The sequence below is a fragment of the Streptomyces sp. NRRL S-31 genome (assembly GCF_000718775.1).
GTDB lineage: Bacteria > Actinomycetota > Actinomycetes > Streptomycetales > Streptomycetaceae > Streptomyces.
This window is the reverse complement of the sequence record NZ_JOCB01000074.1, coordinates 1-23,541: the sequence shown is the minus strand read 5'-3', so window position 1 is coordinate 23,541 and position 23,541 is coordinate 1. Positions and strand designations below refer to the sequence as shown.

General features: G+C 72.9%; 22 protein-coding genes. 8 read left to right on the top strand and 14 right to left on the bottom strand.

The window, feature by feature from the left end; genetic code table 11:
* The 8 genes from IF37_RS0126130 to IF37_RS0126095 all read right to left on the bottom strand — a co-directional run bounded on the left by IF37_RS0126130 (position 1) and on the right by IF37_RS0126095 (position 7,100).
* Complete coding sequence (locus IF37_RS0126130) at positions 1 to 1,995, bottom strand: NADH-quinone oxidoreductase subunit L (RefSeq protein WP_030747353.1); 1,995 nt, start codon at positions 1,993 to 1,995, stop codon at positions 1 to 3.
* Positions 1,992 to 2,381: an NADH-quinone oxidoreductase subunit NuoK gene (gene nuoK, locus IF37_RS0126125; RefSeq protein WP_030747350.1), complete on the bottom strand. Its 390-nt coding sequence runs from the start codon at positions 2,379 to 2,381 to the stop codon at positions 1,992 to 1,994. Before nuoK ends, IF37_RS0126130 begins: the two co-directional genes overlap by 4 nt.
* Positions 2,381 to 2,989: an NADH-quinone oxidoreductase subunit J gene (locus IF37_RS0126120; protein WP_030747347.1), complete on the bottom strand. Its 609-nt coding sequence runs from the start codon at positions 2,987 to 2,989 to the stop codon at positions 2,381 to 2,383. The genes nuoK and IF37_RS0126120 overlap by 1 nt, the downstream gene beginning before the upstream one ends.
* A complete protein-coding gene (locus IF37_RS0126115; protein WP_052845379.1) occupies positions 2,986 to 3,480 on the bottom strand; it encodes a 4Fe-4S binding protein in 495 nt (164 codons plus the stop codon). Before IF37_RS0126115 ends, IF37_RS0126120 begins: the two co-directional genes overlap by 4 nt.
* A 113-nt stretch (positions 3,481 to 3,593) precedes the next feature.
* A complete protein-coding gene (locus IF37_RS0126110) occupies positions 3,594 to 4,562 on the bottom strand; it encodes a complex I subunit 1 family protein (RefSeq protein WP_030747341.1) in 969 nt (322 codons plus the stop codon).
* A complete protein-coding gene (locus IF37_RS0126105; protein ID WP_030747338.1) occupies positions 4,559 to 6,049 on the bottom strand; it encodes an NADH-quinone oxidoreductase subunit C in 1,491 nt (496 codons plus the stop codon). Before IF37_RS0126105 ends, IF37_RS0126110 begins: the two co-directional genes overlap by 4 nt.
* Entirely contained in the window at positions 6,046 to 6,690 is a 645-nt protein-coding gene (locus IF37_RS0126100; RefSeq protein ID WP_030747334.1) for an NADH-quinone oxidoreductase subunit B, read from the bottom strand. The genes IF37_RS0126105 and IF37_RS0126100 overlap by 4 nt, the downstream gene beginning before the upstream one ends.
* Positions 6,681 to 7,100, bottom strand: a complete 420-nt coding sequence (locus IF37_RS0126095) for an NADH-quinone oxidoreductase subunit A (RefSeq protein ID WP_030747331.1) — start codon at positions 7,098 to 7,100, stop codon at positions 6,681 to 6,683. The genes IF37_RS0126100 and IF37_RS0126095 overlap by 10 nt, the downstream gene beginning before the upstream one ends.
* A gap of 203 nt (positions 7,101 to 7,303) precedes the next feature.
* Here IF37_RS0126095 and IF37_RS0126090 point away from each other — a divergent pair, with 203 nt between their 5' ends.
* The 5 genes from IF37_RS0126090 to IF37_RS0126070 all read left to right on the top strand — a co-directional run bounded on the left by IF37_RS0126090 (position 7,304) and on the right by IF37_RS0126070 (position 14,325).
* A complete protein-coding gene (locus IF37_RS0126090; RefSeq protein WP_030747328.1) occupies positions 7,304 to 8,608 on the top strand; it encodes a sensor histidine kinase in 1,305 nt (434 codons plus the stop codon).
* 205 nt (positions 8,609 to 8,813) lie between these two features.
* A complete protein-coding gene (locus IF37_RS0126085; protein WP_030747325.1) occupies positions 8,814 to 10,139 on the top strand; it encodes a sensor histidine kinase in 1,326 nt (441 codons plus the stop codon).
* Between the two features lie 194 nt (positions 10,140 to 10,333).
* Positions 10,334 to 11,005, top strand: coding sequence for a response regulator transcription factor (locus tag IF37_RS0126080; RefSeq protein ID WP_030747322.1), 672 nt, complete (start codon positions 10,334 to 10,336; stop codon positions 11,003 to 11,005).
* Positions 11,006 to 11,342: 337 nt separating this feature from the next.
* Positions 11,343 to 13,271 carry a 2-oxoacid:acceptor oxidoreductase subunit alpha gene (locus IF37_RS0126075; protein WP_030747318.1) on the top strand — a complete coding sequence of 643 codons (1,929 nt, stop codon included), beginning with the start codon at positions 11,343 to 11,345 and terminating at the stop codon, positions 13,269 to 13,271.
* Positions 13,264 to 14,325, top strand: a complete 1,062-nt coding sequence (locus IF37_RS0126070; RefSeq protein ID WP_030747315.1) for a 2-oxoacid:ferredoxin oxidoreductase subunit beta — start codon at positions 13,264 to 13,266, stop codon at positions 14,323 to 14,325. Before IF37_RS0126075 ends, IF37_RS0126070 begins: the two co-directional genes overlap by 8 nt.
* Positions 14,326 to 14,350: 25 nt before the next feature.
* Here the strand turns inward: IF37_RS0126070 and IF37_RS0126065 are convergent, their stop codons facing one another.
* Entirely contained in the window at positions 14,351 to 14,776 is a 426-nt protein-coding gene (locus IF37_RS0126065; RefSeq protein WP_030747313.1) for a helix-turn-helix domain-containing protein, read from the bottom strand.
* Positions 14,777 to 14,868: 92 nt separating this feature from the next.
* Between IF37_RS0126065 and IF37_RS0126060 the strand changes: the two genes are divergently transcribed.
* Together IF37_RS0126060 and rarD are read left to right on the top strand one after the other, a co-directional pair.
* Entirely contained in the window at positions 14,869 to 15,723 is an 855-nt protein-coding gene (locus IF37_RS0126060; protein WP_030747310.1) for an SDR family oxidoreductase, read from the top strand.
* Positions 15,724 to 15,843: 120 nt separating this feature from the next.
* The gene (gene rarD / locus IF37_RS0126055) at positions 15,844 to 16,803 is read left to right on the top strand and encodes an EamA family transporter RarD (protein ID WP_030747306.1); all 960 of its coding nucleotides are present in this window, start codon (positions 15,844 to 15,846) and stop codon (positions 16,801 to 16,803) included.
* Positions 16,804 to 16,899: 96 nt separating this feature from the next.
* On the opposite strand, the gene IF37_RS0126050 is transcribed toward rarD, so the two are convergent.
* Entirely contained in the window at positions 16,900 to 18,045 is a 1,146-nt protein-coding gene (locus IF37_RS0126050) for a hypothetical protein (RefSeq protein WP_030747303.1), read from the bottom strand.
* Positions 18,046 to 18,238: 193 nt separating this feature from the next.
* On the opposite strand from IF37_RS0126050, the gene IF37_RS0126045 reads away from it, so the two are divergent.
* Positions 18,239 to 18,835 (top strand): flavodoxin family protein, encoded by a 597-nt coding sequence (locus IF37_RS0126045; protein ID WP_030747300.1) that lies wholly within the window; start codon positions 18,239 to 18,241, stop codon positions 18,833 to 18,835.
* Positions 18,836 to 18,870: 35 nt separating this feature from the next.
* On the opposite strand, the gene IF37_RS0126040 is transcribed toward IF37_RS0126045, so the two are convergent.
* From IF37_RS0126040 to IF37_RS0126025, 4 genes are all read right to left on the bottom strand, one after another.
* Positions 18,871 to 19,752 (bottom strand): ABC transporter permease, encoded by an 882-nt coding sequence (locus tag IF37_RS0126040; RefSeq protein WP_030747297.1) that lies wholly within the window; start codon positions 19,750 to 19,752, stop codon positions 18,871 to 18,873.
* On the bottom strand, positions 19,739 to 20,737 hold the full coding sequence (locus IF37_RS0126035; protein WP_030747294.1) for an ABC transporter ATP-binding protein: 999 nt from the start codon (positions 20,735 to 20,737) through the stop codon (positions 19,739 to 19,741). Before IF37_RS0126035 ends, IF37_RS0126040 begins: the two co-directional genes overlap by 14 nt.
* A 33-nt stretch (positions 20,738 to 20,770) precedes the next feature.
* Positions 20,771 to 21,970 carry a membrane protein gene (locus IF37_RS0126030; RefSeq protein ID WP_030747291.1) on the bottom strand — a complete coding sequence of 400 codons (1,200 nt, stop codon included), beginning with the start codon at positions 21,968 to 21,970 and terminating at the stop codon, positions 20,771 to 20,773.
* Positions 21,971 to 22,249: 279 nt separating this feature from the next.
* Positions 22,250 to 23,260, bottom strand: a complete 1,011-nt coding sequence (locus IF37_RS0126025) for a polyprenyl synthetase family protein (protein ID WP_030747288.1) — start codon at positions 23,258 to 23,260, stop codon at positions 22,250 to 22,252.
* Positions 23,261 to 23,541: the final 281 nt, after the last annotated feature.

Below are 23,541 nucleotides of genomic sequence, written 5' to 3'. Positions count from 1 at the left end.
TCACGCTCCCGTGGCGACGAGGAGGACGGCGACCGCCAGGACGACGGTGCCGGCGAGCAGCGCGCTCACATAGGTCTGCACATTGCCGGTCTGGGCGCGCCGTACGGCGGCCCCGAGCAGCCGGGGGGTGGCGGCGGCGGCGCGTACGTAGGTGTCGACGACCTCGCGGTCGAGGAACCGGACGAGGCTCGCCGCGGCCTGGACCGGCCGGACGAACAGCACCGTGTACACGGCGTCCAGGTGGAAGCCCTCGGCGGCGGGCCGGTGCAGCGGGCCGAGCAGCAGCCGCCCGGGGTCCGCCGGGTCGGGGGCGTAGGCGAGGTCGCCGTAGGCCGGGCGGTGGGTGGCGATGGCCTCGGCCTCGACCAGCCCGGCGTCGCCCTCGGGGTGGGCGGCGACGGCGCCCATCGGGGTGCGGGCGGCGAGCGCGGTGCCGCGCTGCCAGGCGCCGAAGGTGAGCAGCCCGCCGACGACGGCGAGGCCGGTGCCGAGGATGGAGGTGAGCAGGGTCGGGGTCAGCTCCCGGCCGTCGAACCAGCCGGGCAGCGCCCGGTAGGCGAAGCCGCCGAAGGCGAGGGAGGGGACCGCCAGGACCCAGAGCACCACGGTCATGGTCAGCGGCTGGCGGCCGTGGTCGGGGGCCTCGACGCCCCGGCCGCGGAAGGCCAGCAGCCACAGCCGGGTGGCGTACGCGGCGGTCAGCAGGGCGGTGACCAGCCCGGCGACCAGGACGATCCAGCCGGCGGCGCCGGGGGCGTGCCCGGTGTGGCCCTGGGTCACGTGCTCGGCGGCGCCGAGGACTGACTCCTTGGAGAAGAAGCCGCTGAAGGGCGGGATCGCGGCGAGCGCGAGGAGCGCCACGGTCATCGTCCAGTAGGCGTCCGGGACGCGGTCGCGCAGCCCGCGCATGCGGGACATGGCGGCCAGCGAGTTGGTGCCGGCGGCGTGGATGATCACGCCGGCGGCGAGGAACAGCAGAGCCTTGAAGGCGCCGTGGGACAGGAGGTGGAAGACGGCGGCACCGCGGTCGCCGACGGCGAGGGCGCCGGTCATGTAGCCGAGCTGGCCGACCGTCGAGTAGGCGAGGACGCGTTTGATGTCGTCCTGGGCGAGCGCGGCGAGACCGGAGCCGGTCATGGTGACGGCGGCCATGACGGCGAGGACCACCATCGCGGCTCGGGACGCCTCGAAGAGCGGGAGGAGACGGGCGACGAAGTAGACACCGGCGGCGACCATCGTCGCGGCGTGGATCAGTGCCGAGACGGGTGTCGGGCCCGCCATCGCGTCGGGCAGCCAGGTGTGCAGCGGGAACTGCGCCGACTTGCCCGCCACGCCCGCCAGGAGCAGCAGCGCGATCACGGTCGGGTGGCCGATGCCGCCGCCGGCGACGGCGCCCAGGACGCGGGTGATGCGGAACGACCCGGCGTCGGTGCCGAGGGCGAACAGGCCGATCAGGAACGGCACGTCGCCGAGCTTGGTGACCAGGAACGCCTTCAGGGAGGCGGCGCGGGCCTCGGGGGTCTCCCAGTAGTGGCCGACCAGGAAGTAGGAGCAGATGCCCATGACCTCCCAGCCGACCAGCAGCACGATCAGGTCGCCGGAGTAGACGACCAGGAGCATCGCGGAGGTGAACAGGGAGACGAGAGCGGCGTACGAGGGGTAGCGCGGGTCGTCGCGCAGATAGCCGGTGGAGTAGATCTGCACGCACGACGCGACGAACGCGACCAGGACGGCGACCAGCGCGGCGAAGCCGTCGATGTGCAGGGCCAGCTCGATCGGGACGGACCCGGTGGGCGTCAGCTCGGTGTGCGCGTCCACGGCCGCGCCGCCGCCCTGGCGTACGGCGACCAGCGCGGCCAGGGCGAGCGAGACCAGCGGCGGCAGTACGGCGAGCGGACGGACGAACCCGGGCGCGGTGCGGCCGAGCAGCAGTCCCGCCGCGGCGCCGAGGAACGGCAGGAGGGGGACGAGGACGGCGAGGGTGGTCGTGGTCACGCGGAGGCCTCAGCCTTCTCGGCCGCGGAGGTGCCGGGGCCCTCGGTGCCGGGCCCCTCGGCCTCGGGGCCCTCGGCGGTGTCGCGGAGCTTGTCGATGTCGGAGGTGCCGCGGTTGCGGTACACCGCGAGCACGATCGCCAGGCCGATGCCGATCTCGGCGGCGGCGATGGCGATGGTGAACAGGGTCAGCGCCTGGCCGGAGTGCAGCGTGTCCCGGGCGGTCCGGCTGAGCCAGACGTCGAAGGCGACCAGGTTGAGGTTGACGGAGTTGAGCATCAGCTCGACCGACATCAGGACCAGGATCGCGTTGCGGCGGGCGAGGACGCCGTACAGGCCGGTGCAGAAGAGGAGGGCGGACAGCGCGGCGGGATAGGCGAGGTGCATCAGCGGGCGCCGTCCTTCCCGGGGACCGCGGGCGCGGCGTCGGCGTCCGCCCCGTCCTTGCGGGACAGCACGATCGCGCCGACCAGCGCCGCGAGGAGCAGTACGGACAGGGCCTCGAACGGCAGCACCCAGTGCCGGAACAGACTCGTGCCGGTGACCTCGGTGGTGCCGGCGGCCGGGCCGTCCAGGTCGATCCAGGTGGTGCGGAAGGCGTCCACGACCACCCACACCAGGGCGACGGCGGCGGCGGTCGCGACGGCCAGGGCGGCCGGGCGGTTGCCGGAGTCGGCGTCCGGGGAGCGGCCGATCGGGGCCTTGGTGAGCATCAGCCCGAAGAGCAGCAGGACGACGACGGAACCGACGTAGATGAGGACCTGCACCCAGGCGATGAACTCGGCCGTGAGCAGCAGGTACTCCACGGCGAGCCCGCCGAGCGCGACCACCAGCCACAGCGCGGCGTGCACCAGTTGCCGGGTGGTGACGGTGACCAGGGCGGCGCCGAGGGTGACCAGGCCGACGAGCAGGAACGCGATCTCGACGCCGGTCGGGGAGAGGAAGCCGTGCGGGCCGGCGGCGGTCACGGCGGCCGTGGTTGCGGCGGGGTTCACGACTCGCCCTCCCGGGGTTCGGCCTGGGCGGCGGCCAGCTTCTCGGCGGTCTTGCGGGCCGCGGCGATCTCCTTGGGCTCCTCCGCGCCGGGGTCCAGGGCGGGCGGGGCCGGCACGGTCCACATCCACTCGCGGAGCTTGTCCCGCTCGTGGGTGAGGTCGCGGATGTCGGTCTCGGCGTACTCGAACTCGGGGGACCAGAACAGCGCGTCGAAAGGACAGACCTCGATGCAGATACCGCAGTACATGCACAGGGAGAAGTCGATCGCGAAGCGGTCGAGGACGTTGCGGCTGCGTTCCCGGCCGCCGGGGGCGGCGGGCGGCACGGTCTCCTTGTGGGAGTCGATGTAGATGCACCAGTCCGGGCACTCGCGGGCGCACAGCATGCAGACCGTGCAGTTCTCCTCGAACAGCCCGATCACCCCGCGGGTGCGGGGCGGCAGCTCGGGCAGGGCGTCCGGGTACTGGTCGGTGACGGACTTCCGCGTCATCGTGCGCAGGGTGACGGCCAGGCCCTTGGCGAGGCCGGAACCGGGGAACGACCGGCGGGGCCGTCCGGAGGGCGTCGACGAGTCGTGGTGGTCGGGCGACGGGCTGGACATGGTTAGTCGATCACCACCTTGACGATGCCGGTGAGGGCGATCTGGGCGAGGGAGAGCGGGACGAGGAGGGTCCAGGAGAGCTTCTGGAGCTGGTCCTCGCGCAGCCGCGGGTAGGTCACGCGGAGCCAGATGACCAGGAAGGCGAGGATCGCGGTCTTCAGCAGGGTCCACACCCAGCCGAGGCCGTCGGCGCCCCACGGGCCGTGCCAGCCGCCCAGGAAGAGCACGGTGGTCAGGCCGCACAGGACGACGATGCCGGCGTACTCGGCGAGCAGGAAGAGCGCGAAACGCAGACCCGTGTACTCGGTGTAGGCGCCGAAGATGATCTCCGAATCGGCGACCGGCATGTCGAACGGCGGGCGTTGCAGCTCGGCCAGTCCGGCGACGAAGAAGACGATCGCGCCGACGATCTGCCACGGCACCCACCACCAGTGGAAGGCGTGCAGGATGCCGGGCAGGGAGACCGTGCCGGCCGCCATGGCGACGGAGGCCGCCGCCAGCAGCATCGGCAGTTCGTAGGCGAGCAGCTGGGCGGCCGTGCGCAGCCCGCCGAGCAGGGAGAACTTGTTGGCGCTGGCCCAGCCGGCCATCAGCGAGCCGAGCACGCCGACGCCCATGACCGCGAGCACGAAGAACACGCCGGCGTCCAGCACCTGGCCGACGGCGCCCTCGCCCGGGCCGATGGGGACGGCGAGCAGGACGAGGAGGTACGGCAGCAGGGCCACGGCGGGGGCGAGCTGGAAGACGCGGCGGTCGGCACCGGCCGGGACCACGTCCTCCTTCTGCGCGAACTTCACGCCGTCGGCGATCAGCTGGGCCCAGCCGTGGAAGCCGCCCGCGTACATCGGGCCGAGGCGGCCCTGCATGTGGGCCATCACCTTGTGCTCGGTCTGGCCGACGATCAGCGGGAAGGTGAGGAAGACGACGAAGACGGCCAGGAGCCGCAGGGCGACGTCGAGCGCGCCGTTCACTGCGGGCCTCCTGCGGGGTCGTCGGGGGTGCCTGGGGTGGGGGGCGTGGGAGGAGCGGGAGGGACGGGAGGGGTGTCGTCAGGGGCGTCCTCGGGCGCGGGGTCCGGCTGGGGCGCGGGCGCGGGCGCGGGCTCCGGTTGGGGCTCGGGCGCGGTCTCCGGTTCGCTGCGCGGGGACCGTTCCGGCTCGGGGGCCCCTCCGGGTTCGGGGGCCCCTTCGGGTTCGGGGGTCGCCTCGGGGCCGGGGGTCGCCTCGGGGCCGGGGGTCGCCTCCTGGTCGTCGAAGGCCGGGCGGGCGTGGTGCCACGGGGCGTCCGAGCTGCGCGGGGCCGCGCCGCGGCGGGCGGGGCGAGCGGGACCGCCCGGTTCCGCCGGTCCTGCGGCTCCCGGGGTTTCCGACGCTTCCGCGCTCTCCGCGGACTCTGCGGCTCCCGGCGCTTCCGCCGCTTCCGGGGAGGCCGGTTCAGGTGTCCCGGCGCGCTGCGACGCCGAGCCCTGCGAGGCGCTGCGTGCCCGGCGGGGCCGTGCGGTCGCGGGGCCCGGGCCGGGCTCGTGGGCCACCGATGCCTCGGCGGCCGGCCCCTCGGCCGCGTCCTGCCCGCGCGGTGCCGCGTCCTCGGCGGGCGCCGGCTGCTGGCTCACCGAGCCCTCGCTCGCGCTGCGCGTCCGACGCGGCCGGGTGCCGGCGCCGGCACCGGCACCAGCACCAGCACCAGCACCAGCACCAGCACCAGCAGCCTCGGGCGTCCCGTCCTGTCGCGGGGCCTGTGCCGCCTGGCTGGCCGAGCCTTCCGACACCGAGCGGGTGCGCCGTACCGGACGCTCGCCCGCCGCACGGGCCGGCCGCTCCCCCGCCGTCCCCGCGGCCGCCGCACGTCCGGCCGCGGCGCGGGCGGGGCGGGCCGGGGCGGGCGGCAGCTGGCCCTTCAGCGGGCCCCACTCGTTCGGGTCGGGCACGCCCGGGGGCAGCATCTGGCGTCGCTTGGGGCCGCCATGCTCGGACTCGCCCGGCTCCTTGGCGCCCGGCCATGCCTTGGCGACTCGGGCGGCGAGCACGAAGTCCTTGCGGAGCGGGTGGCCCTCGAAGTTCTCGGGGAGCAGCAGGTGGTCCAGCCCGGGGTGGCCCTCGAAGACGACGCCGAACATCTCGTGGGTCTCGCGCTCGTGCCAGCCGGCGCCCGCGTAGACGCCGACGGCGGACGGCAGGACCGGTGCCTCGTGCGGGACCGTCGTACGGACGAGCAGGCGGCGCACCGGGTGCAGGGCGACGACGTGCGCGGAGACCCGGAAGCCGGTGCCGGGCTCGTCGACCGCGCTCAGCCAGTCGAAGTACGTGCAGGACAGGGTCGTACGAGCCGTCTCCAGGGCGGTGAGCCAGGCGGACGGCGGTACGTCCACGGTCAGCAGGTCGTACGCCTCCTCGGCCGTGGCGTCCGCACCGAAGAGTTCGTCGGCGGGGGCGGGCAGCCAGCCGGCGCCGGCGCTCATCGGGTTCCCTCCTCGGGGGCGGCCGGGGCCGGCGGCCGGACCAGTCCGCTCCGGAGGGCGGCCGCGGAGGGCCGGGAGGTGCCGTACCGCTCCCCCAGCGACTCGCGGGCGATCTTCTCCTGGAGCTTGAGGATGCCCTGGAGCAGCGCCTCGGGGCGCGGCGGGCAGCCGGGGACGTACACGTCCACCGGGATGATCTGGTCGACACCCTTGGTGACGGAGTAGGAGTCCCAGTAGGGGCCGCCGCAGTTGGAGCAGGCGCCGAAGGAGATGACGTACTTCGGCTCGGGCATCTGCTCGTACAGGCGCTTGACGGCCGGGGCCATCTTGTCCGTGACGGTGCCCGACACCACCATCAGGTCGGCCTGGCGGGGCCCGGGCGCGAAGGGGATGACGCCGAGCCGGATGAAGTCGTGGCGGGCCATCGACGCGGCGATGAACTCGATCGCGCAGCAGGCGAGGCCGAAGTTGAACACCCACAGCGAATAGCGGCGGCCCCAGTTCAGGACCACCTTCATCGGCTCGGGCGCCAGACGGGACAGGGCACCCAGCCGCTTGGGCTCCGGCAGCGCGACGGGCTCGGACACGGGTACGGGCTCGGACACGGGTACGGGCTCGGACACCGAGGGGTTCACGTCCATGTCAGGACGCCCTTCTTGTATGCGTACAGCAGGCCCACGGCGAGGAAGCCCAGGAAGACGAACATCTCCACGAGGGTCGTCGCGCCGTAGCCGGGGGCGGCGAAGACCGTCGCCCAGGGGAACAGGAAGATCGAGTCGACCGCGAAGATCACATAGAGGAACGCGTAGACGTAGTAGCGGACCTGGGTGTGGGCCCAGCCCTCGCCGACGGGGTCGACACCGCACTCGTAGGTGAGGAGCTTCTCCGGCGTCGGCACCACCGGGCGCAGCAGGCGGCCGGCGCCGAAGGCGACCGCGACGAACAGCACGCCGATGAGGGCGAGCAGTCCGACCACCGAGTAGGACCGGAAGTAGCCGGCCGCGACGGTGTGTGCCGCGGCGACCGTCGAGTCCCCCAACGTCTCCCGCACGTCCGTCCCTCGCTCCCTGTCCTCGTGACCTGGTGCCCTAGTGACCCAGTGAACTCTGTGATGCAACGTGATTCGAGGATCTGTACGCACGGGAGTCTAGGCCCTGATAAAGAGACGGTAAGCAGCCCGTCACACCGTGGGACGGCCGGAGCCCGCCGGGGTGGGGTTTTCCCCCGGCGGCGGAGGGCGGCGTACCGCATGGCGTGAAGGGTGCCGGGCACGGCAGGCTGACCAGCATGACCGCTCCCAGCCCCGCCACCGACCGGACCGGCGGCACCGACGAACGCGACCGCCGTGATGGACGCGACGGACGCGACGACCGCGACGGACGCGACCACCGTGACGGACGGAACGGCCGCGAGGGCCTGCACCGGCTGCCCCCGCCCCGGCCGGCCTACGACGCCCACACCTGGAAGGAGATCGCGCATCTCCTGCTGAACCTGCCGGTGGCGGTGTTCGGGTTCGTCTACGCGTTCACCGTGCTGGTGGTCGGCGGCGTCCTGACCCTCACCGTGATCGGACTCCCGCTGCTCGCGCTGTCCCTGCTGGGCTCCCGGCAGCTGGGCAAGCTGGAACGGGCCCGGTCCCGGAAGCTGCTCGGGGCGCCGGTGGAGGAACCCACCCCGCTGCCGCTCGCCCGCAGCGGAGGCCCGGTGCAGCGGCTGTGGATGGCGCTGAGGGACCCGGTCGGCTGGCGCACCCTGCTGTACGACGTGATCCGGCTGCCCTGGGGCATCCTCACCTTCTGCACCGTGCTGGTCTCGCTGTTCGTGCTGTGGCCGGTACTGCCGTACCTGACCCGGGCCATGGCGAACGTGGACCGGGCGATGGTGCGCGGGCTGCTGTCGCCCTCGGACGAGCTGGAGCGCCGCATCGCCGAACTGGAGTCCGACCGCGGGATCGTGGTCGACACGGCCGCGGCGGACCTGCGCCGGATCGAGCGGGACCTGCACGACGGGGCTCAGGCGCGGCTGGTCAACCTGGCCATGGGGCTCGGCCTGGCCAAGGAGAAGCTGCTGGAGGACCCCGACGCGGCGGCGGCGATGGTGGACGAGGCGCACGGCGAGGTGAAGCTGGCCCTCCAGGAGCTGCGCGACCTGGCCCGGGGCATCCACCCGGCCGTGCTCACCGACCGCGGTCTGGACGCGGCCCTGTCGTCGGTCGCCTCCCGCTGCACGGTGCCGGTGAGGGTGACCGTGGACCTGCCGGCCCGGCCGGCGGCGGCCATCGAGGGCATCGCCTACTTCACCGTCTCCGAGCTGCTCCAGAACGTCAGCAAGCACAGCGCGGCCCGGACCGCCTCGGTGGACGTGTGGCGCGCGGACGACCGGCTGATGCTCCAGGTGACCGACGACGGCCGGGGCGGCGCCCGGCTGGACGCCGGCAGCGGCATGCGGGGCCTGGCGGAGCGGCTGGGCGCGGTGGACGGCCTGTTCGTGGTCGACTCCCCGGCCGGTGGCCCGACGGTGGTCACCGCGGAACTGCCGTGGCGGGACCGGCAGGGGTGACGCCCCCGCCGCCGGGCTTCGAAGGGGTCCCGGGAGCGCCCCGAGGCCGTCCCGGGGCGCCCCCGGGGTCGTTCCGGGGTCGCCCGGGGTGGGGAAAACCCCCCGCTCAGGACGCCGACGGCCTCCATGTCGGACGGGCGCGCGGCGGACCACCCTGGGAGTACGGCTGAACCGCCGCCAGGACGAGGAGAACGGGACGACACCGATGGCCACGGAGTACGGACAGGGGTACGCCCACCCGAGCGGGCCGCGCCACCGGCTGCCCGCCGCGCTGCGGGCGCCGATCGAGGCGCGCAGCTGGCGCGAGTTCGCCTACGTGCTGCTGGGCCTGCCGGTCTCGGTGGCGCTGTTCAGCTGGACGGTGACGATGGTCGCCCTCGGCGCGGGCCTGCTGGTGACCTTCCTCGGCATCCCGGTGCTGGCGGTCGCGCTCGCCGGCTGCCGGGGCTTCGGCGTGCTGGAGCGGAGCCGCGCGCGCGGGCTGCTCGCCTTGGAGGTGGCCGACCCCGAGCCGCTGCGACCGCGCAAGCCGGGCCCGGCCGCCTGGGTGGGCGCGCTGCTCAAGAGCGGCTCCTCGTGGCGGCAGGCGCTGTACGCGCTGGTGCAGTTCCCGTGGGCGGTGTTCTCGTTCTCGGTGGCGGTGTGCTTCTGGACGCTCGGCTGGGCGTTGCTGACGTATCCCCTGTGGTTCTGGGCGTTCCCGGCCTACGCCGGGCAGGACGGTCTCCAGCTGTACGGCGACGCCCACCACAGCGTCTATCTCGACAACCCGTTCGAGATCACCGTGACCGCGCTGGTCGGGCTGGTCCTCACGCTGGCCGCGCCGTGGCTGGTGCGGGCCCTGACGACCGTGGACGGGCTGCTCGTGCGCGGGCTGCTCGGGCCGTCGCCGCTGTCGGCGCGGGTGGTGGAGCTGGAGTCGAACCGGGGCACCGTGGTCGACACGGCCGCCGCCGACCTGCGCCGTATCGAGCGGGACCTGCACGACGGGGCGCAGGCGCGGCTGGTCAGCCTGGCCATGGACCTGGGGCTGGCGAAGGAGCGGCTGAAGGAGGACCCGCGGTCGGCGGCGCGGATGGTGGAGGAGGCGCACGGCGAGGTGAAGACGGCGCTCCGGGAGCTGCGTGACCTGGCCCGGGGCATCCACCCGGCCGTGCTCACCGACCGCGGTCTGGACGCGGCCCTGTCGTCGGTCGCCTCCCGCTGCACGGTGCCGGTGACGGTGGAGGTCGACCTGCCCGCCCGGCCTACGCCGGCCATCGAGGGCATCGCCTACTTCACCGTCTCCGAGCTGCTCCAGAACGTCGGCAAGCACAGCCGGGCCCGGACCGCCTCGGTCGACGTGTGGCGCGCGGACGACCGGCTGATGCTCCAGGTGACCGACGACGGCGTGGGCGGCGCCGACCTCGCCCGGGGCTCCGGACTGGCCGGTCTCGCCGCGCGCCTGGACGCGGTGGACGGCGTCCTGCTGGTGGACTCCCCGGCCGGCGGCCCCACCCGGGTCATCGCGGAGCTGCCCTGGCGCGGCTGAGGCCGAACCCCGGCCCGAGGACGTACCCGGCTCTGCGGGTGGTCCCTGCGCCGGCGCCTGCCGGCCGCCGTTCTTCCCCCCTACGGCGGCGGTGCGGCGCGAATCCTGGAATGCTGGTCCCCCGGAGGACGGTGCGACGGACGCCGTCCCGGGGAACGGGGCGCGAGGCTCGGGCTGTGGGGGACCGGAAGATCGTGGAGGACAGGGTGCGGGTGGTCATCGCCGAGGATTCAGTGCTGCTCAGGGAGGGCCTGACCCGGTTGCTGACCGACCGCGGGCACGAGGTGGTGGCGGGCGTCGGCGACGCGGACGCGCTGGTGAAGACCATCGCCGACCTGGACGGCCGGGGCGAGCTGCCCGACGTGGTGGTGGCGGACGTACGGATGCCGCCGACCCACACCGACGAGGGCGTCCGGGCGGCCGTGACGCTGCGCCGGCTGCACCCCGGGCTCGGGGTGCTCGTGCTGTCGCAGTACGTCGAGGAGCGCTACGCCACCGAACTGCTGGCCGGTTCCAGCCGGGGCGTGGGCTATCTGCTCAAGGACCGGGTCGCGGACGTGCGGGAGTTCGTGGACGCGGTGGTGCGGGTGGCGGAGGGCGGTACGGCGCTGGACCCCGAGGTGGTCGCGCAGTTGCTCGGACGCAGCCGCAAGCAGGACGTGCTGGCCGGGCTGACGCCCCGGGAGCGCGAGGTGCTCGGGCTGATGGCGGAGGGCCGGACGAACTCGGCGGTCGCCCGTCAGCTGGTGGTCAGTGACGGCGCCGTGGAGAAGCACGTCAGCAACATCTTCCTGAAGCTCGGACTGGCTCCGAGCGAGGGCGATCACCGGCGGGTTCTGGCCGTTCTCACCTACCTCAACTCCTAGCGCCGATGGCCGCGGGCCCCCGGCGGGGGCGGCTGGCCGGAAAGACCCCGAGCGAGGCCGGAAACGACCCCCGGGGGACACCGGAATGACCCGTAGGGGGACGGACCACGACCTTGTGGGAACCCGCGGGGAAGAACCTGGGAACGCGCGGGAGCGTCTTGAGCGGCGCTTCAGCGATGCGGGACATGATGTGAACGCAGCGCGACAGGCCGTCTCGAAATGTCGTCCGATCCACGGATGACCTCGGGAAGGCGACCCTGACCGACGTAGGGTTGATCTGGGATGGTCCGTGGGACGACCAGGCCCCGGACAGCCGCCTCGAAGGAGGTCCAGTTCAGTGACCAGCCAGGTCAGCAGCCCAGCGGAGCAGACCGACGGAACCGTCGTGGGAGAGCAGCGCAAACCGGGCGGCGCGAAGGACGTGCGGCGCTTGGACCGGGTGATCATCCGGTTCGCGGGGGACTCGGGTGACGGCATGCAGCTCACCGGGGACCGGTTCACCTCGGAGACCGCTTCCTTCGGCAACGACCTCTCCACGCTCCCGAACTTCCCCGCCGAGATCCGCGCCCCCGCAGGCACCCTGCCCGGTGTCTCGTCCTTCCAGCTCCACTTCGCCGACCACGACATCCTCACCCCCGGGGACGCGCCCAACGTCCTGGTCGCCATGAACCCGGCCGCCCTGAAGGCCAACATCGGCGACCTCCCGCGCGGGGCCGAGATCATCGTCAACACCGACGAGTTCACCAAGCGCGCCCTCCAGAAGGTCGGCTACGCCGGCGACCCGCTCCAGGACGGCTCGCTCGACGGCTACAACCTCCACCCGGTGCCGCTGACCACGCTCACGGTCGAGGCGCTGAAGGAGTTCGACCTCTCCCGCAAGGAGGCCGAGCGCAGCAAGAACATGTTCGCGCTGGGCCTGCTGAGCTGGATGTACCACCGGCCCACCGAGGGCACCGAGAAGTTCCTGAAGTCGAAGTTCGCGAAGAAGCCGGACATCGCCGCGGCCAACATCGCCGCGTTCCGCGCGGGCTGGAACTTCGGCGAGACCACCGAGGACTTCGCGGTCTCCTACGAGGTCGCCCCGGCCGCCAAGGCCTTCCCCGTGGGCACCTACCGGAACATCTCCGGCAACCTCGCCCTGGCCTACGGCCTGATCGCGGCGTCCCGCCAGGCGGAGCTGCCGCTGTTCCTGGGGTCGTACCCGATCACCCCGGCCTCGGACATCCTGCACGAGCTGAGCCGGCACAAGAACTTCGGCGTGCGCACCTTCCAGGCCGAGGACGAGATCGCGGGCATCGGCGCGGCGCTGGGCGCGGCGTTCGGCGGTTCGCTGGCGGTGACGACGACGTCGGGGCCCGGTGTGGCGCTGAAGTCGGAGACGATCGGCCTCGCGGTGTCGCTGGAGCTGCCGCTGCTGGTGGTGGACATCCAGCGCGGCGGTCCGTCGACGGGTCTGCCGACCAAGACCGAGCAGGCCGACCTGCTCCAGGCGATGTACGGCCGCAACGGCGAGGCGCCGGTGCCGGTGGTCGCGCCGAGGACCCCGGCGGACTGCTTCGACGCCGCCGTGGAGGCGGCGCGGATCGCGCTGACGTACCGCACGCCGGTGATGCTGCTGTCCGACGGCTACCTGGCCAACGGCTCCGAGCCGTGGCGCATCCCCGAGCTGGAGGAGCTGCCGGACCTGCGCGTGCGGTTCGCGGCGGGCCCGAACCACACGCTCCCGGACGGCTCCGAGGTCTTCTGGCCGTACAAGCGGGACGCGCGGACGCTCGCCCGGCCGTGGGCGATCCCGGGCACCCCGGGCCTGGAACACCGCATCGGCGGCATCGAGAAGCAGGACGGCACGGGCAACATCTCCTACGACCCGGCCAACCACGACTTCATGGTCCGCACCCGCCAGGCCAAGATCGACGGCATCGACGTGCCGGACGTGGAGGTGGACGACCCGCACGGCGCGCGGACGCTGGTGCTGGGCTGGGGCTCGACGTACGGCCCGATCACGGCGGCGGTACGGCGGCTGCGCGCGGCCGGCGAGTCCATCGCCCAGGTCCACCTGCGCCACCTCAACCCCTTCCCGCGCAACCTCGGCACGGTCCTGAAGGGGTACGACAAGGTGGTCATCCCCGAGATGAACCTCGGGCAGCTCGCCACCCTCGTCCGGGCGAAGTACCTGGTCGACGCCCACTCCTACAACCAGGTCAACGGCATGCCGTTCAAGGCGGAGCAGCTCGCCGCGGCGCTGAAGGAGGCCATCGATGACTGACGCCGGAAACGGGCTGCTGCACCTGGTCCCCCGGGCCGAGGCCAAGCAGTCGATGAAGGACTTCAAGTCGGACCAGGAGGTGCGCTGGTGCCCCGGCTGCGGTGACTACGCGATCCTCGCGGCCGTGCAGGGCTTCATGCCGGAACTGGGCCTGGCGAAGGAGAACATCGTCTTCGTCTCCGGCATCGGCTGCTCCTCCCGCTTCCCGTACTACATGAACACCTACGGGATGCACTCCATCCACGGCCGCGCCCCGGCCATCGCGACCGGGCTGGCCTCCTCCCGCCGCGACCTGAGCGTATGGGTGGTCACCGGCGACGGCGACGCCCTGTCCATCGGCGGCAACCACCTGATCCACGCCCTGCGCCGCAACGTCAACCTGAAGATCCTGCTGTTCAACAACCGGATCTACGGCCTGACGAAGGGGCAGTACTCGCCGACCTCCGAGGTCGGGAAGATCACCAAGTCGACGCCGATGGGTTCGCTGGACGCGCCGTTCAACCCGGTGTCGCTGGCGATCGGCGCCGAGGCGTCCTTCGTGGCGCGCACCATCGACTCCGACCGCAAGCACCTCACCCAGGTGCTGCGCGCCGCCGCCGACCACCCGGGCACGGCGCTGATCGAGATCTACCAGAACTGCAACATCTTCAACGACGGCGCCTTCGACGCCCTGAAGGACAACCAGCGGGCCGAGGAGGCGCTGATCCGGCTGGAGCACGGGCAGCCGATCCGCTTCGGCGCCGACGGGACGCGCGGGGTCGTACGGGACCGGCGGACCGGTGATCTGAAGGCGGTGACGGTGACCCCGGAGAACGAGGCGGACGTCCTGGTGCACGACGCCCACGCCGCGTCCCCCACCACCGCCTTCGCCCTGTCCCGGCTGGCCGACCCGGACACCCTGCACCACACCCCGATCGGGGTGTTCCGCTCGGTGGAACGGCCGGTCTACGACACGCTGATGGCCGAGCAGCTCGACACCGCGGTCGCCCAGCGGGGCGAGGGCGACCTGGCCGCGCTGCTGGCGGGCGGCGACACCTGGACGGTCGTCGGCTAGTCGACGGCGGTCCGGTCGACGGCGGTCACGAGGCCCGGGACTTCGGTTCCCGGGCCTCGGCGTCCGTCCGGCGGCTCTCGTCGTAGGCGTGGCGGGCCCGCTCGACCTCGTCCAGGCGGTCGTGCGTCCACCGGGCGAGGCCCCGCACCTGTTCCGCCGCCTCCCGGCCGAGGGCGGTGAGCGAGTAGTCGACGCGGGGCGGGATGACCGGCTTGGCGTCCCGGTGGACCAGGCCGTCGCGCTCCAGCGTCTGGAGGGTCTGGGTGAGCATCTTCTCGCTGACCCCCCGCCCGCGGTAGCCGCCGATCGCCCGGCGCAGCTCGCCGAACCGGTACGGCCTCTCCAGCAGTTCGATGAGGACGAGGACGCCCCAGCGGCTGGTGACGTGCTCCAGGACGAGGCGGTAGGGGCACATCGCCTCGGCGTCCACGACGGTCTTGCTTACCGGCATGCCAGTACCTTACTTCAAAGTGGGTACTTTCTTATCGACAGTGCAGCTCCTACGGTGAGTGCCATACCCGCCGCACAAGGAGTTCGCGAATCATGAGCATCGTCGTCACCGGAGCCACCGGACACCTCGGCCGTCACGTCGTGGAGCAGTTGCTGGAGAAGGTCCCGGCCGAGCGGATCACCGCGGTCGTGCGCGACGAGGCGAAGGCCGCCGGCCTCGCCGCCCGCGGAGTGCGGCTGGCCGTCGCCGACTACAACGCGCCCGAGACCTTCGACGGCCTGTTCGGCGCCGGGGACAAGGTCCTGCTGATCTCCGGCAACGAGTTCCACAACGACCGGGTGGGCCAGCACACCGTCGTCATCGAGGCCGCGAAGGCGGCCGGTGTGGCCCTGCTCGCCTACACCAGCGCCCCGGGCAGCCTGACGGCCGCGCTGGCGGACGACCACCGGGCGACCGAGGAGGTGCTGCGCGCCTCCGGCCTGCCGTACAGCCTGCTGCGCAACGGCTGGTACCACGAGAACTACACCGAGAACCTGGCGCCGGTCCTGGCGCACGACGCGGTCGTGCAGGCCGCCGGCGACGGCCGGATCTCCTCGGCCGCGCGCGCCGACTACGCCGCCGCGGCGGTCGCGGTGCTGACCGGCGAGGGGCACGAGAACACGACGTACGAGCTGGGCGGCGACGAGGCGTGGGGCTTCGCCGAGTACGCGGCCGAGCTGAGCCGGCAGACCGGCCGGGAGATCGCCTACACCCCCGTCTCGGTGGAGGCCCTCACCGGCATCCTGACCGGCGCCGGGCTGCCCGCGCCGGTGGCCGGCATCCTGGCCGGCGTGGACGCCTCGATCGAGAAGGGCGAGCTGGTCGTCTCCTCCGGCGACCTGTCCCGGCTGACCGGCCGCCCGACGACGCCGCTCGCGGAGGCCGTCGCCGCCGCGCTCAAGGGCTGAGGAGCCGCACACCCCGACTGTCATGACCGTATCGCGATACGAGCATGACAGCCGGGGCCGCCCGGCGTTACCTTCGTGCTCGCGCGTCCGCGTCGGACGCGTGAGCGAGAAGGAGGGGACGTGGCCGGGACGTCGTCCGAGGGTGAGCACCGCATAGGTCTGCTGAACGGCTTCGCCGCCTACGGCATGTGGGGGCTGGTGCCCCTGTTCTGGCCCCTGCTCAAACCGGCCGGGGCCGCGGAGATCCTCGCCCACCGCATGGTGTGGTCCCTCGTGGCCGTCGGCGCCGCGCTGCTCTTCGTCCGCCGCTGGGCCTGGGCCGGACAACTGCTGCGCCAGCCCCGGCGGCTCGCCCTGATCGCCGTGGCCGCCGGTGTGATCACCGTCAACTGGGGCGTCTACATCTGGGCGGTGAACGCCGGTCACGTCGTCGAGGCGTCACTCGGCTACTTCATCAACCCGCTGGTCACCATCGCGATGGGCGTCCTGCTCCTGAAGGAGCGGCTGCGGCCCGTGCAATGGGCGGCGGTCGCGATCGGCTTCGCCGCCGTCGTCGTCCTGACCGTGGGCTACGGCCACCCGCCGTGGATCTCGCTCTGCCTCGCCTTCTCCTTCGCCACGTACGGGCTGGTCAAGAAGAAGGTCGCCCTCGGCGGGGTGGAGTCGCTGGCCGCCGAGACCGCGATCCAGTTCCTGCCGGCGCTCGCCTACCTGCTGTGGCTGGCCGCGCACGGCGACGGCAGCTTCACCACCGAGGGCACCGGGCACGCCGCACTGCTCGCCTCCACCGGCCTGGTCACCGCCGTACCGCTGATCTGCTTCGGCGCGGCGGCGATCCGCGTGCCCCTGTCCACGCTCGGTCTGCTCCAGTACCTGGCCCCGGTCTTCCAGTTCGTGCTCGGCATCGTGTACTTCCACGAGGCCATGCCGGCCGAGCGGTGGGCCGGGTTCGCGCTGGTCTGGCTCGCGCTGTTCCTGCTCACGGGCGACGCGCTGCGCACCTCCAGGCAGCAGCGGCGGCTCACCGGACCGACCTCCCTCGCCGTCGAGAGCGCCGTATCGGCTCCGGCGGACGCCTGACCGCGCGCCCGGAGGCATCGGGGTCGTCAGGCTCCGGTCGCCCCGGAAGGCGTCGGGTTCGTCAGGCTCCGGTCGCCCCGGAAGGCGTCGGGTTCGTCAGGCTCCGGTCGCCTTGGCCGCGCGGTCGGTCAGGCGGACCATGCGGGCGCGGGCGGCCTCCAGCGGGCGCGGGTCGTCCGCCGCGGGGCCCGGCTCGGCGGCCAGGTCCGTCCACACCTCGATCAGGTCGCGGCCCAGCCGCAGCCCCTCCTCGGGGTCGCGCACCGCGCGCCACGCGGTGGCCGCGCTCCGCACGTTGCCGTAGGCGGCCTCCCCGTCGCCCGCCCCGCGGCGCAGCCGGGCGAGGTCCAGGGACAGCCGGCAGGCGCGGACCGGGTCGTCGGCCAGGTAGGCGATGTAGGCGGACAGCTCACGGATGTGCAGCACCTCGGCGTGGTGCGGTCCGAACACGGCGGACGCCTCGTCGAGCGTCCGGTCGGCCAGCTCCGCCGCCGTGTCGATACGGCCCGCCCGCACGGCCTCGTTGAGACGGCGCATCGGCTCGGCGAGCAGTTCCGCCCCCTCGGCGGTCTCCGTCAGCGGCCCGTCCCCGAGCACCTCCTCGGCCACCGCGTCGAAACCCCGGGCCGGGGTGTGGGCGGGCACGGCGGGGGGCTCCGGCGGCAGGGCGGCGAAGGGGGACAGCAGGGAGGACGGCGAGGAGGCCGGCCGGGAGATCGGCGGGGCCGAGACGGCGGGCTTCTCCGGTACGACGGTTTCGGCGGTGCTTGCGGTGCCGGCTGTCTCGAAGGTGGCACTGGTGCCGGCGGTGCCGGTTGTCCCGAAGGTGCCGCTGGTGCCGGCGGTGTCCGCGGTCCGCGGGTTCATCAGCGGAGGGGGTCCGAACCGGCCCGTCGGCACCTGCACGGTCCCCGGCGCCACGGCCCCCGTACCCGGCGCCTCCGGCGCGGTCAGCCGGACCGGCTCGCCGGTCACCCGGCTGGAGCCGTCCGCCGAGACCTCCAGCGGGACCACGCAGCCCGCGAGGTCGTCCTGGATCACGGCGCGAACGGGGGTGCCGACACTCATGGCCAGGCGCTGGAGGTGGTTCAGCACGGCCTGCTGGATCTCCTCACCCGGCGCCGCCACGACCGCCACCCCGCCCACCGACGCGTCCCCGGCGCCGAACACCCGCACGGGTACCGCCGCCGGATACCCCACGGGCTGCGGCGCCCGCTTCTTCTCGAAGCTGAGTCGAGCCATCGGTGTCCCTCACTCCCCCGGCGTCGCGATCCGGTCGTACGCGTCCTGCTCACCAGTGTGTCCGCTCGCACCCCCGCTCACGTCACCGCGAGGTCACAGACTCGCACCAGCCACCCCTGGTGGAAACTACTTGCATGTGCATAAGATGCGTATGCCTTTGTTCGAGGTACAACAAGAAGCCCCTGGGGGACCCATGAGCCGCCGCTTCCTCTTCGTCCTGGGCAGCGCCCGCACCGAGGGCAACACCGAGCTGCTGGCCCGCAGGGCCGCCGAGCAACTGCCCGCGGACGTCGAACAGCGCTGGATCAGCCTGGCCGACACACCGCTGCCCGACTTCGCCGACCTGCGGCACGACAGCGACCACGTACGGCCGGCCTCGGACACCCCCGCCGGAACGCTGCTGGACGCCACGCTGGCGGCCACGGACCTCGTGATCGCCTCGCCGGTGTACTGGTACTCGGTCTCCAGCCTCACCAAGCGCTACCTGGACCACTGGTCGGCCTGGCTGCGCACCCCGGGTGCCGACTTCAAGGAGGCGATGGCCGGCCGTACGCTCTGGGGCGTCGCCGCGCTGGCGCACGCCGAGCGGTCCGTCGCCGACCCGTACACGGGCACCCTCCGCAACTCGGCCGCCTACCTGCGGATGCGCTTCGGCGGAGTGCTGCTGGGCAACGGCACCAAGCCCGGTGACGTCCTGGAGGACGCCGAGGCGCTGGCGCGCGCGAAGACGTTCTTCACGCGGGACGCGCCCCTCGCCCGCTTCCCGTACGAGACCGCCGACGCCTCGTGAGCGCCCGCCCCGTGAACGCCACGCGCCCCGGAGTGTCAGGCGCTGATGTCCTTCGCCGTGAACCGCGCCCAGGCCGCCGATCCGAACACGGCCGCGTACAGACCCTGGAGGCCGAGGTTCCGCGCGATGTCGTCCCAGGAGACGGGGTCGCGCAGCAGGTCGGCGAACGACAGCCACCAGTGCGAGAACAAGTAGGGCTGGAGCGCGTGCAACTGCGGTATCTGGTCGACGATCTGCACGGTGATGAGCAGGCCCACCGTGGTCGCCATCGCCGCGATGCCGCTGTTGGTGAGGGTCGACACGAACAGGCCCACGGCCGCCACGCCGACCAGTGAGGCCGCGACGACCAGGGCGATCAGCAGGGCGCGGCCGAGCCCCTCGGCGAAGCTGATCCGGGTGCCGGAGATCGTCGTCAGCTCGCCGAGCGGGAAGAGCAGCGCGCCCACGATCAGCGCCGAGACCGCGACCACCAGGGTGGCCAGCAGACAGAAGGCCAGCACCGTCGCGTACTTGGTGAGCAGCAGCCGGGTGCGGCCGGCCGGGGCCACCAGCAGATAGCGCAGGGTGCCCGCGCCCGCCTCCCCGGCGATCGCGTCCCCGGCGACGACGCCGACCGCCATCGGCAGGAAGAACGGCAGGGTCGCGGCCAGCGCGGTGAACACCAGGAACAGGCCGTTGTTGGTGATCTGGCTGATGAAGGCCGGGCCCTCGCCGCTGCCACCGCCCGCCGGACCGCCGCCCCGCGTCTCGATCCGCACCGCGATCCCGACCAGCACCGGCACCGCGGCCAGTACCCCGAGCAGGGCGAGCGTGCGCCAGCGGCGCACGGTGACGACCACCTCGCTGCGCAGCAGCCCGAAGGCCCACAGGGGGCTCGGGGTGCGTACGGCGGCGGGTGCCGACTCAGCCCGCGACATCGAAGCCCTCCCCGGTCAGCGCCACGAAAGCCTCCTCCAGCGAGGGCCGTTCGACGGTGAGCCCCCGGACGCGGACGCCCGCGGCGACCAGGGCCGCGGTCACCTCGGCGAGGTCCCGGGCGGGCGGTTCCCCGGTGACCCGGTCGCCGTCGGCGGCCACGTCCCCGACGCCCAGCTCCTTCAGCACGCGGGTCGCCTCCGCCGCGTCCGGGGTGGTCACGACCAGCCGGCCGCGCGCCCCGGCCGCCAGACCGGCCACCGGTCCCTGGGTGACGAGCCTGCCCTGCGCCATGACCGCCGCGTGCGTGCAGACCTGCTCGATCTCGTCCAGGAGGTGGGAGGAGAGGAAGACGGTCGTACCGTCCGCGGCCAGTTCCCTGATCAGGGCGCGGATCTCACGCATGCCCTGCGGGTCGAGCCCGTTGGTGGGCTCGTCCAGCACGAGCAGCCGGCGCGGCTGGAGCAGCGCGGCGGCCAGGCCCAGCCGCTGCTTCATGCCGAGCGAGTACGCCCTCGCCTTCTTGCCGGCGGCGGACGCGAGGCCCACGCGTTCCAGCGCGGCCGCCGCGCGCGCGTGCCGGGTGCGCGGGTCGGCGGTGGGGTCGGCGGCGTCGTAGCGCAGCAGGTTGTCCCGGCCGGAGAGGAAGCCGTACAGGGCGGGGCCCTCGATGAGGGCGCCCACCTGGGGAAGGACCGCACGGGACGCCCTCGGCATGGGCCGGCCGAGCAGCCGGACCGTGCCCGCGGTCGGCTCGATCAGGCCCATGAGCATGCGGATGGTGGTGGTCTTGCCGGAGCCGTTCGGGCCGAGGAAGCCGAAGACGCTGCCCGCCGGGACGGTCAGGTCGAGACCGTCCACGGCGAGCTGTCCGCCGCGGTAGCGCTTGGTGAGCCCGCGCGTGTCGATCACCGGCGGGTGGGCGGGCGCCGGAGCGCGCGCCGGAGCGCCGTCCGGGTCACGTTCCGCGGCGGCCGGTCCGTCCATCGGCTCCCCTTCGCTTCGTCGGGCCCGGTGGGATCACTTCCCCGCGTCGGCCGCCTTCACCAGGGCGTCCTTCGTCACCGCGCCGGCGTACACCTTGCCGTCGTCGGTGACCAGGGCGTTGACCAGGCGGGTGGAGAAGACCGTGCCCTTGCCGAACTTGCCGGAGACCTGGTCACCGAACGAGCCGAGGAAGCCGCCGAGGTCGCCGCCCTGGGAACCGGTCGGCCGGCCGCCCTCGGCGCCGGTGTCGAACGTGGCGATCGACGTCCAGCCCTCGCCCAGGACGTTCAGCCCGTCGAGTCCCCGGGCGAGGTCCTCGCCGTGCTTCGGGGTGTGCTCCGGCGCCTTGCCCGCGTCCTTCTCCTCGGTGACCTTCGCGCCCTTCGGCGGGGTGAAGTCGAAGGTGGAGGCGGCCGGCCGGGCCAGGGAGAGCTGGGTGAAGCCGGCGTCGACCACGGCGGCGCCGCCGCTCCTCGGGGTCAGCGTGAACTTGAGCGGCATCCACGTCCGGGCGTCCACGGCGATGCTGATCGCGCCGACCGTGGTGCCGGACTGCCTGGGCTTGATCAGCAGCTTGTAGGCGTCGCGTCCGGCGACCTGCGCGGTGCCGTCGACGGTGACGGAGGTGGTGTCGTCCACCGCCTTCAGGGCCTCGTCGGCGAAGTCCTTGGGCGTGGCCGACGGCTCGGTCCGGTGGTCCTTGCCGGACTCGGCCGCGGTGCCGTGGTAGACCTCGTTGCTCTTGCTGTCGTAGCCCCAGACGTCCTTGCCGTGGTGGATCAGGCTGTACTCGGCGCCGCGCTCCACCAGGGACAGCTTCTGCCGGTCCGGGCCGTCAGCGGCGACGCGCAGGGTGTGCGTGCCGGAGACCAGCTCGGTCAGCTTGGACCGCGGGTCGGCGGAGGAGCCGTCGCCGGAGCCCTGGGCCGTCCCGGAGAGCAGGCCGTCCTCCAGTCCGCCGAGGTCGGGCAGGCCGAGGTCGGTGCTGATCTTCACGGTGCCGGACAGCTGCTGCACGTCCGATTCGGACATCTTCTCGATGAGCTGCCGGGCGCTGATCTTCGGCAGGTCGGGGTCGCCGGAGTCGGCGAGCGCCGGGACGAGCCCGATCGTGGCCGCCGCCACTCCCACCACCGCGACCGGCACGGCGTACCGGGCGGCCTTGCGCCGGCCGGAGCGCGAGTCCTCGTCCCGTGCGGCGCCCACTGCGTCGTCGGATTCGTACGGTGCCATGTGTGCCTTACCTCCGTCGTCGGCGGCGGCTGTTCTCACGCTGGTCAACCCTGAGCCGCCATTCTCACCCGAATCGGTGAGGAGTGGTGATTTCCGTGGCATCCATATGACCAAATCGGCCGAGGCGAAGCGTCAGCCCTCGGAGGCAACTCCGTCTACGTCTGCGGTATGACACACGACGGCTCCGCCTCCGCCGACCCGTAGGGGTCGCGGGGGACGGTGCCGTCCGAATGGGTGTCCGGCGGCGACCGTCAGCCGGGGTCAGCCGGGCCGGCCGGATCAGCCGGCGCGGTGCACCACCGCGTCGCACAGTTCGATCAGCGCGGCCTTGGCGTCGCACTCGCGCAGCGGGGCCAGCGCGGCCCGCGCCTCCTCCGCGTACCGGACGGTGTCGCGGCGGGCCTGCTCCAGCGCGGGGTGCGCACGCAGCGCGGCCAGCGCCTCGGCGTGCCGGGCGTCGTCGCTGAGGTCGGAGTCCAGCAGCTCGCAGAGCGCGATGTCCTCGGCCAGCTCCAGCCGGGCGGCCCGCTCGCGCAGCCGGAGCACCGGCAGGGTCGGGATGCCCTCGCGCAGGTCGGTGCCCGGGGTCTTGCCGGACTCGTGGGAGTCGGAGGCGATGTCCAGGACGTCGTCCGCGAGCTGGAAGGCGACACCGAGCCGTTCGCCGTACTGGGTGAGCACGTCGACGACCCTCTCGTCGGCGCCGGACATCATCGCGCCGAACCGGCACGACACCGCCACCAGGGAGCCCGTCTTGCCGCCGAGCACGTCCAGGTAGTGCTCGACCGGGTCGCGTCCGTCCGAGGGGCCCGCGGTCTCCAGGATCTGGCCGGTGACCAGCCGTTCGAACGCCAGCGCCTGCACCCGGACCGCCTCCGGGCCGAGGTCGGCGAGGATCTGGGAGGCGCGGGCGAAGAGGAAGTCGCCGGTGAGGACCGCGACGGAGTTGCCCCAGCGGGTGTTGGCGCTGTCCACGCCGCGCCGCACGGCAGCCTCGTCCATCACGTCGTCGTGGTACAGCGTGGCGAGGTGGGTCAGCTCCACGACGACGGCCGACGGCACGATGCCCGGCGCGTATCGGTCACCGAACTGGGCCGCGAGCATCACCAGCAGTGGCCTGAAACGCTTCCCGCCGGCCCGTACGAGGTGCTGCGCGGCCTCGGTGATGAACGGGACCTCGCTCTTGGTGGCCTCGAGCAAGCCTTCCTCGACAGCCGCCAATCCGGCCTGGACATCGGCTTCCAGAGCCTGGTCCCGCACGCTCAGCCCGAACGGCCCGACGACGGTCACGAGGGGTCTCCTGTCTGCTGGTGTCTGCTGGCGATTACACGGTTTGTCGATAGGTCGCTGCCATCACTCAAGTCAGCGTATCCGGTCCTGTTTCGATCACCGATAGCGCCCACCGGTCCAGCCTGGGCGGTATCGGATCATGACCGGCATACTTTTGATCACATCGTAATACCGGACATTTATCGACTTAATGGTAATCCGGGGACCGTGTCAGGACCTCTCCACCCCCTCCCCGCCCTCCCTCCGTCCTCCCTCCACCCCCTCTTCCCCCTCTCCCCAAC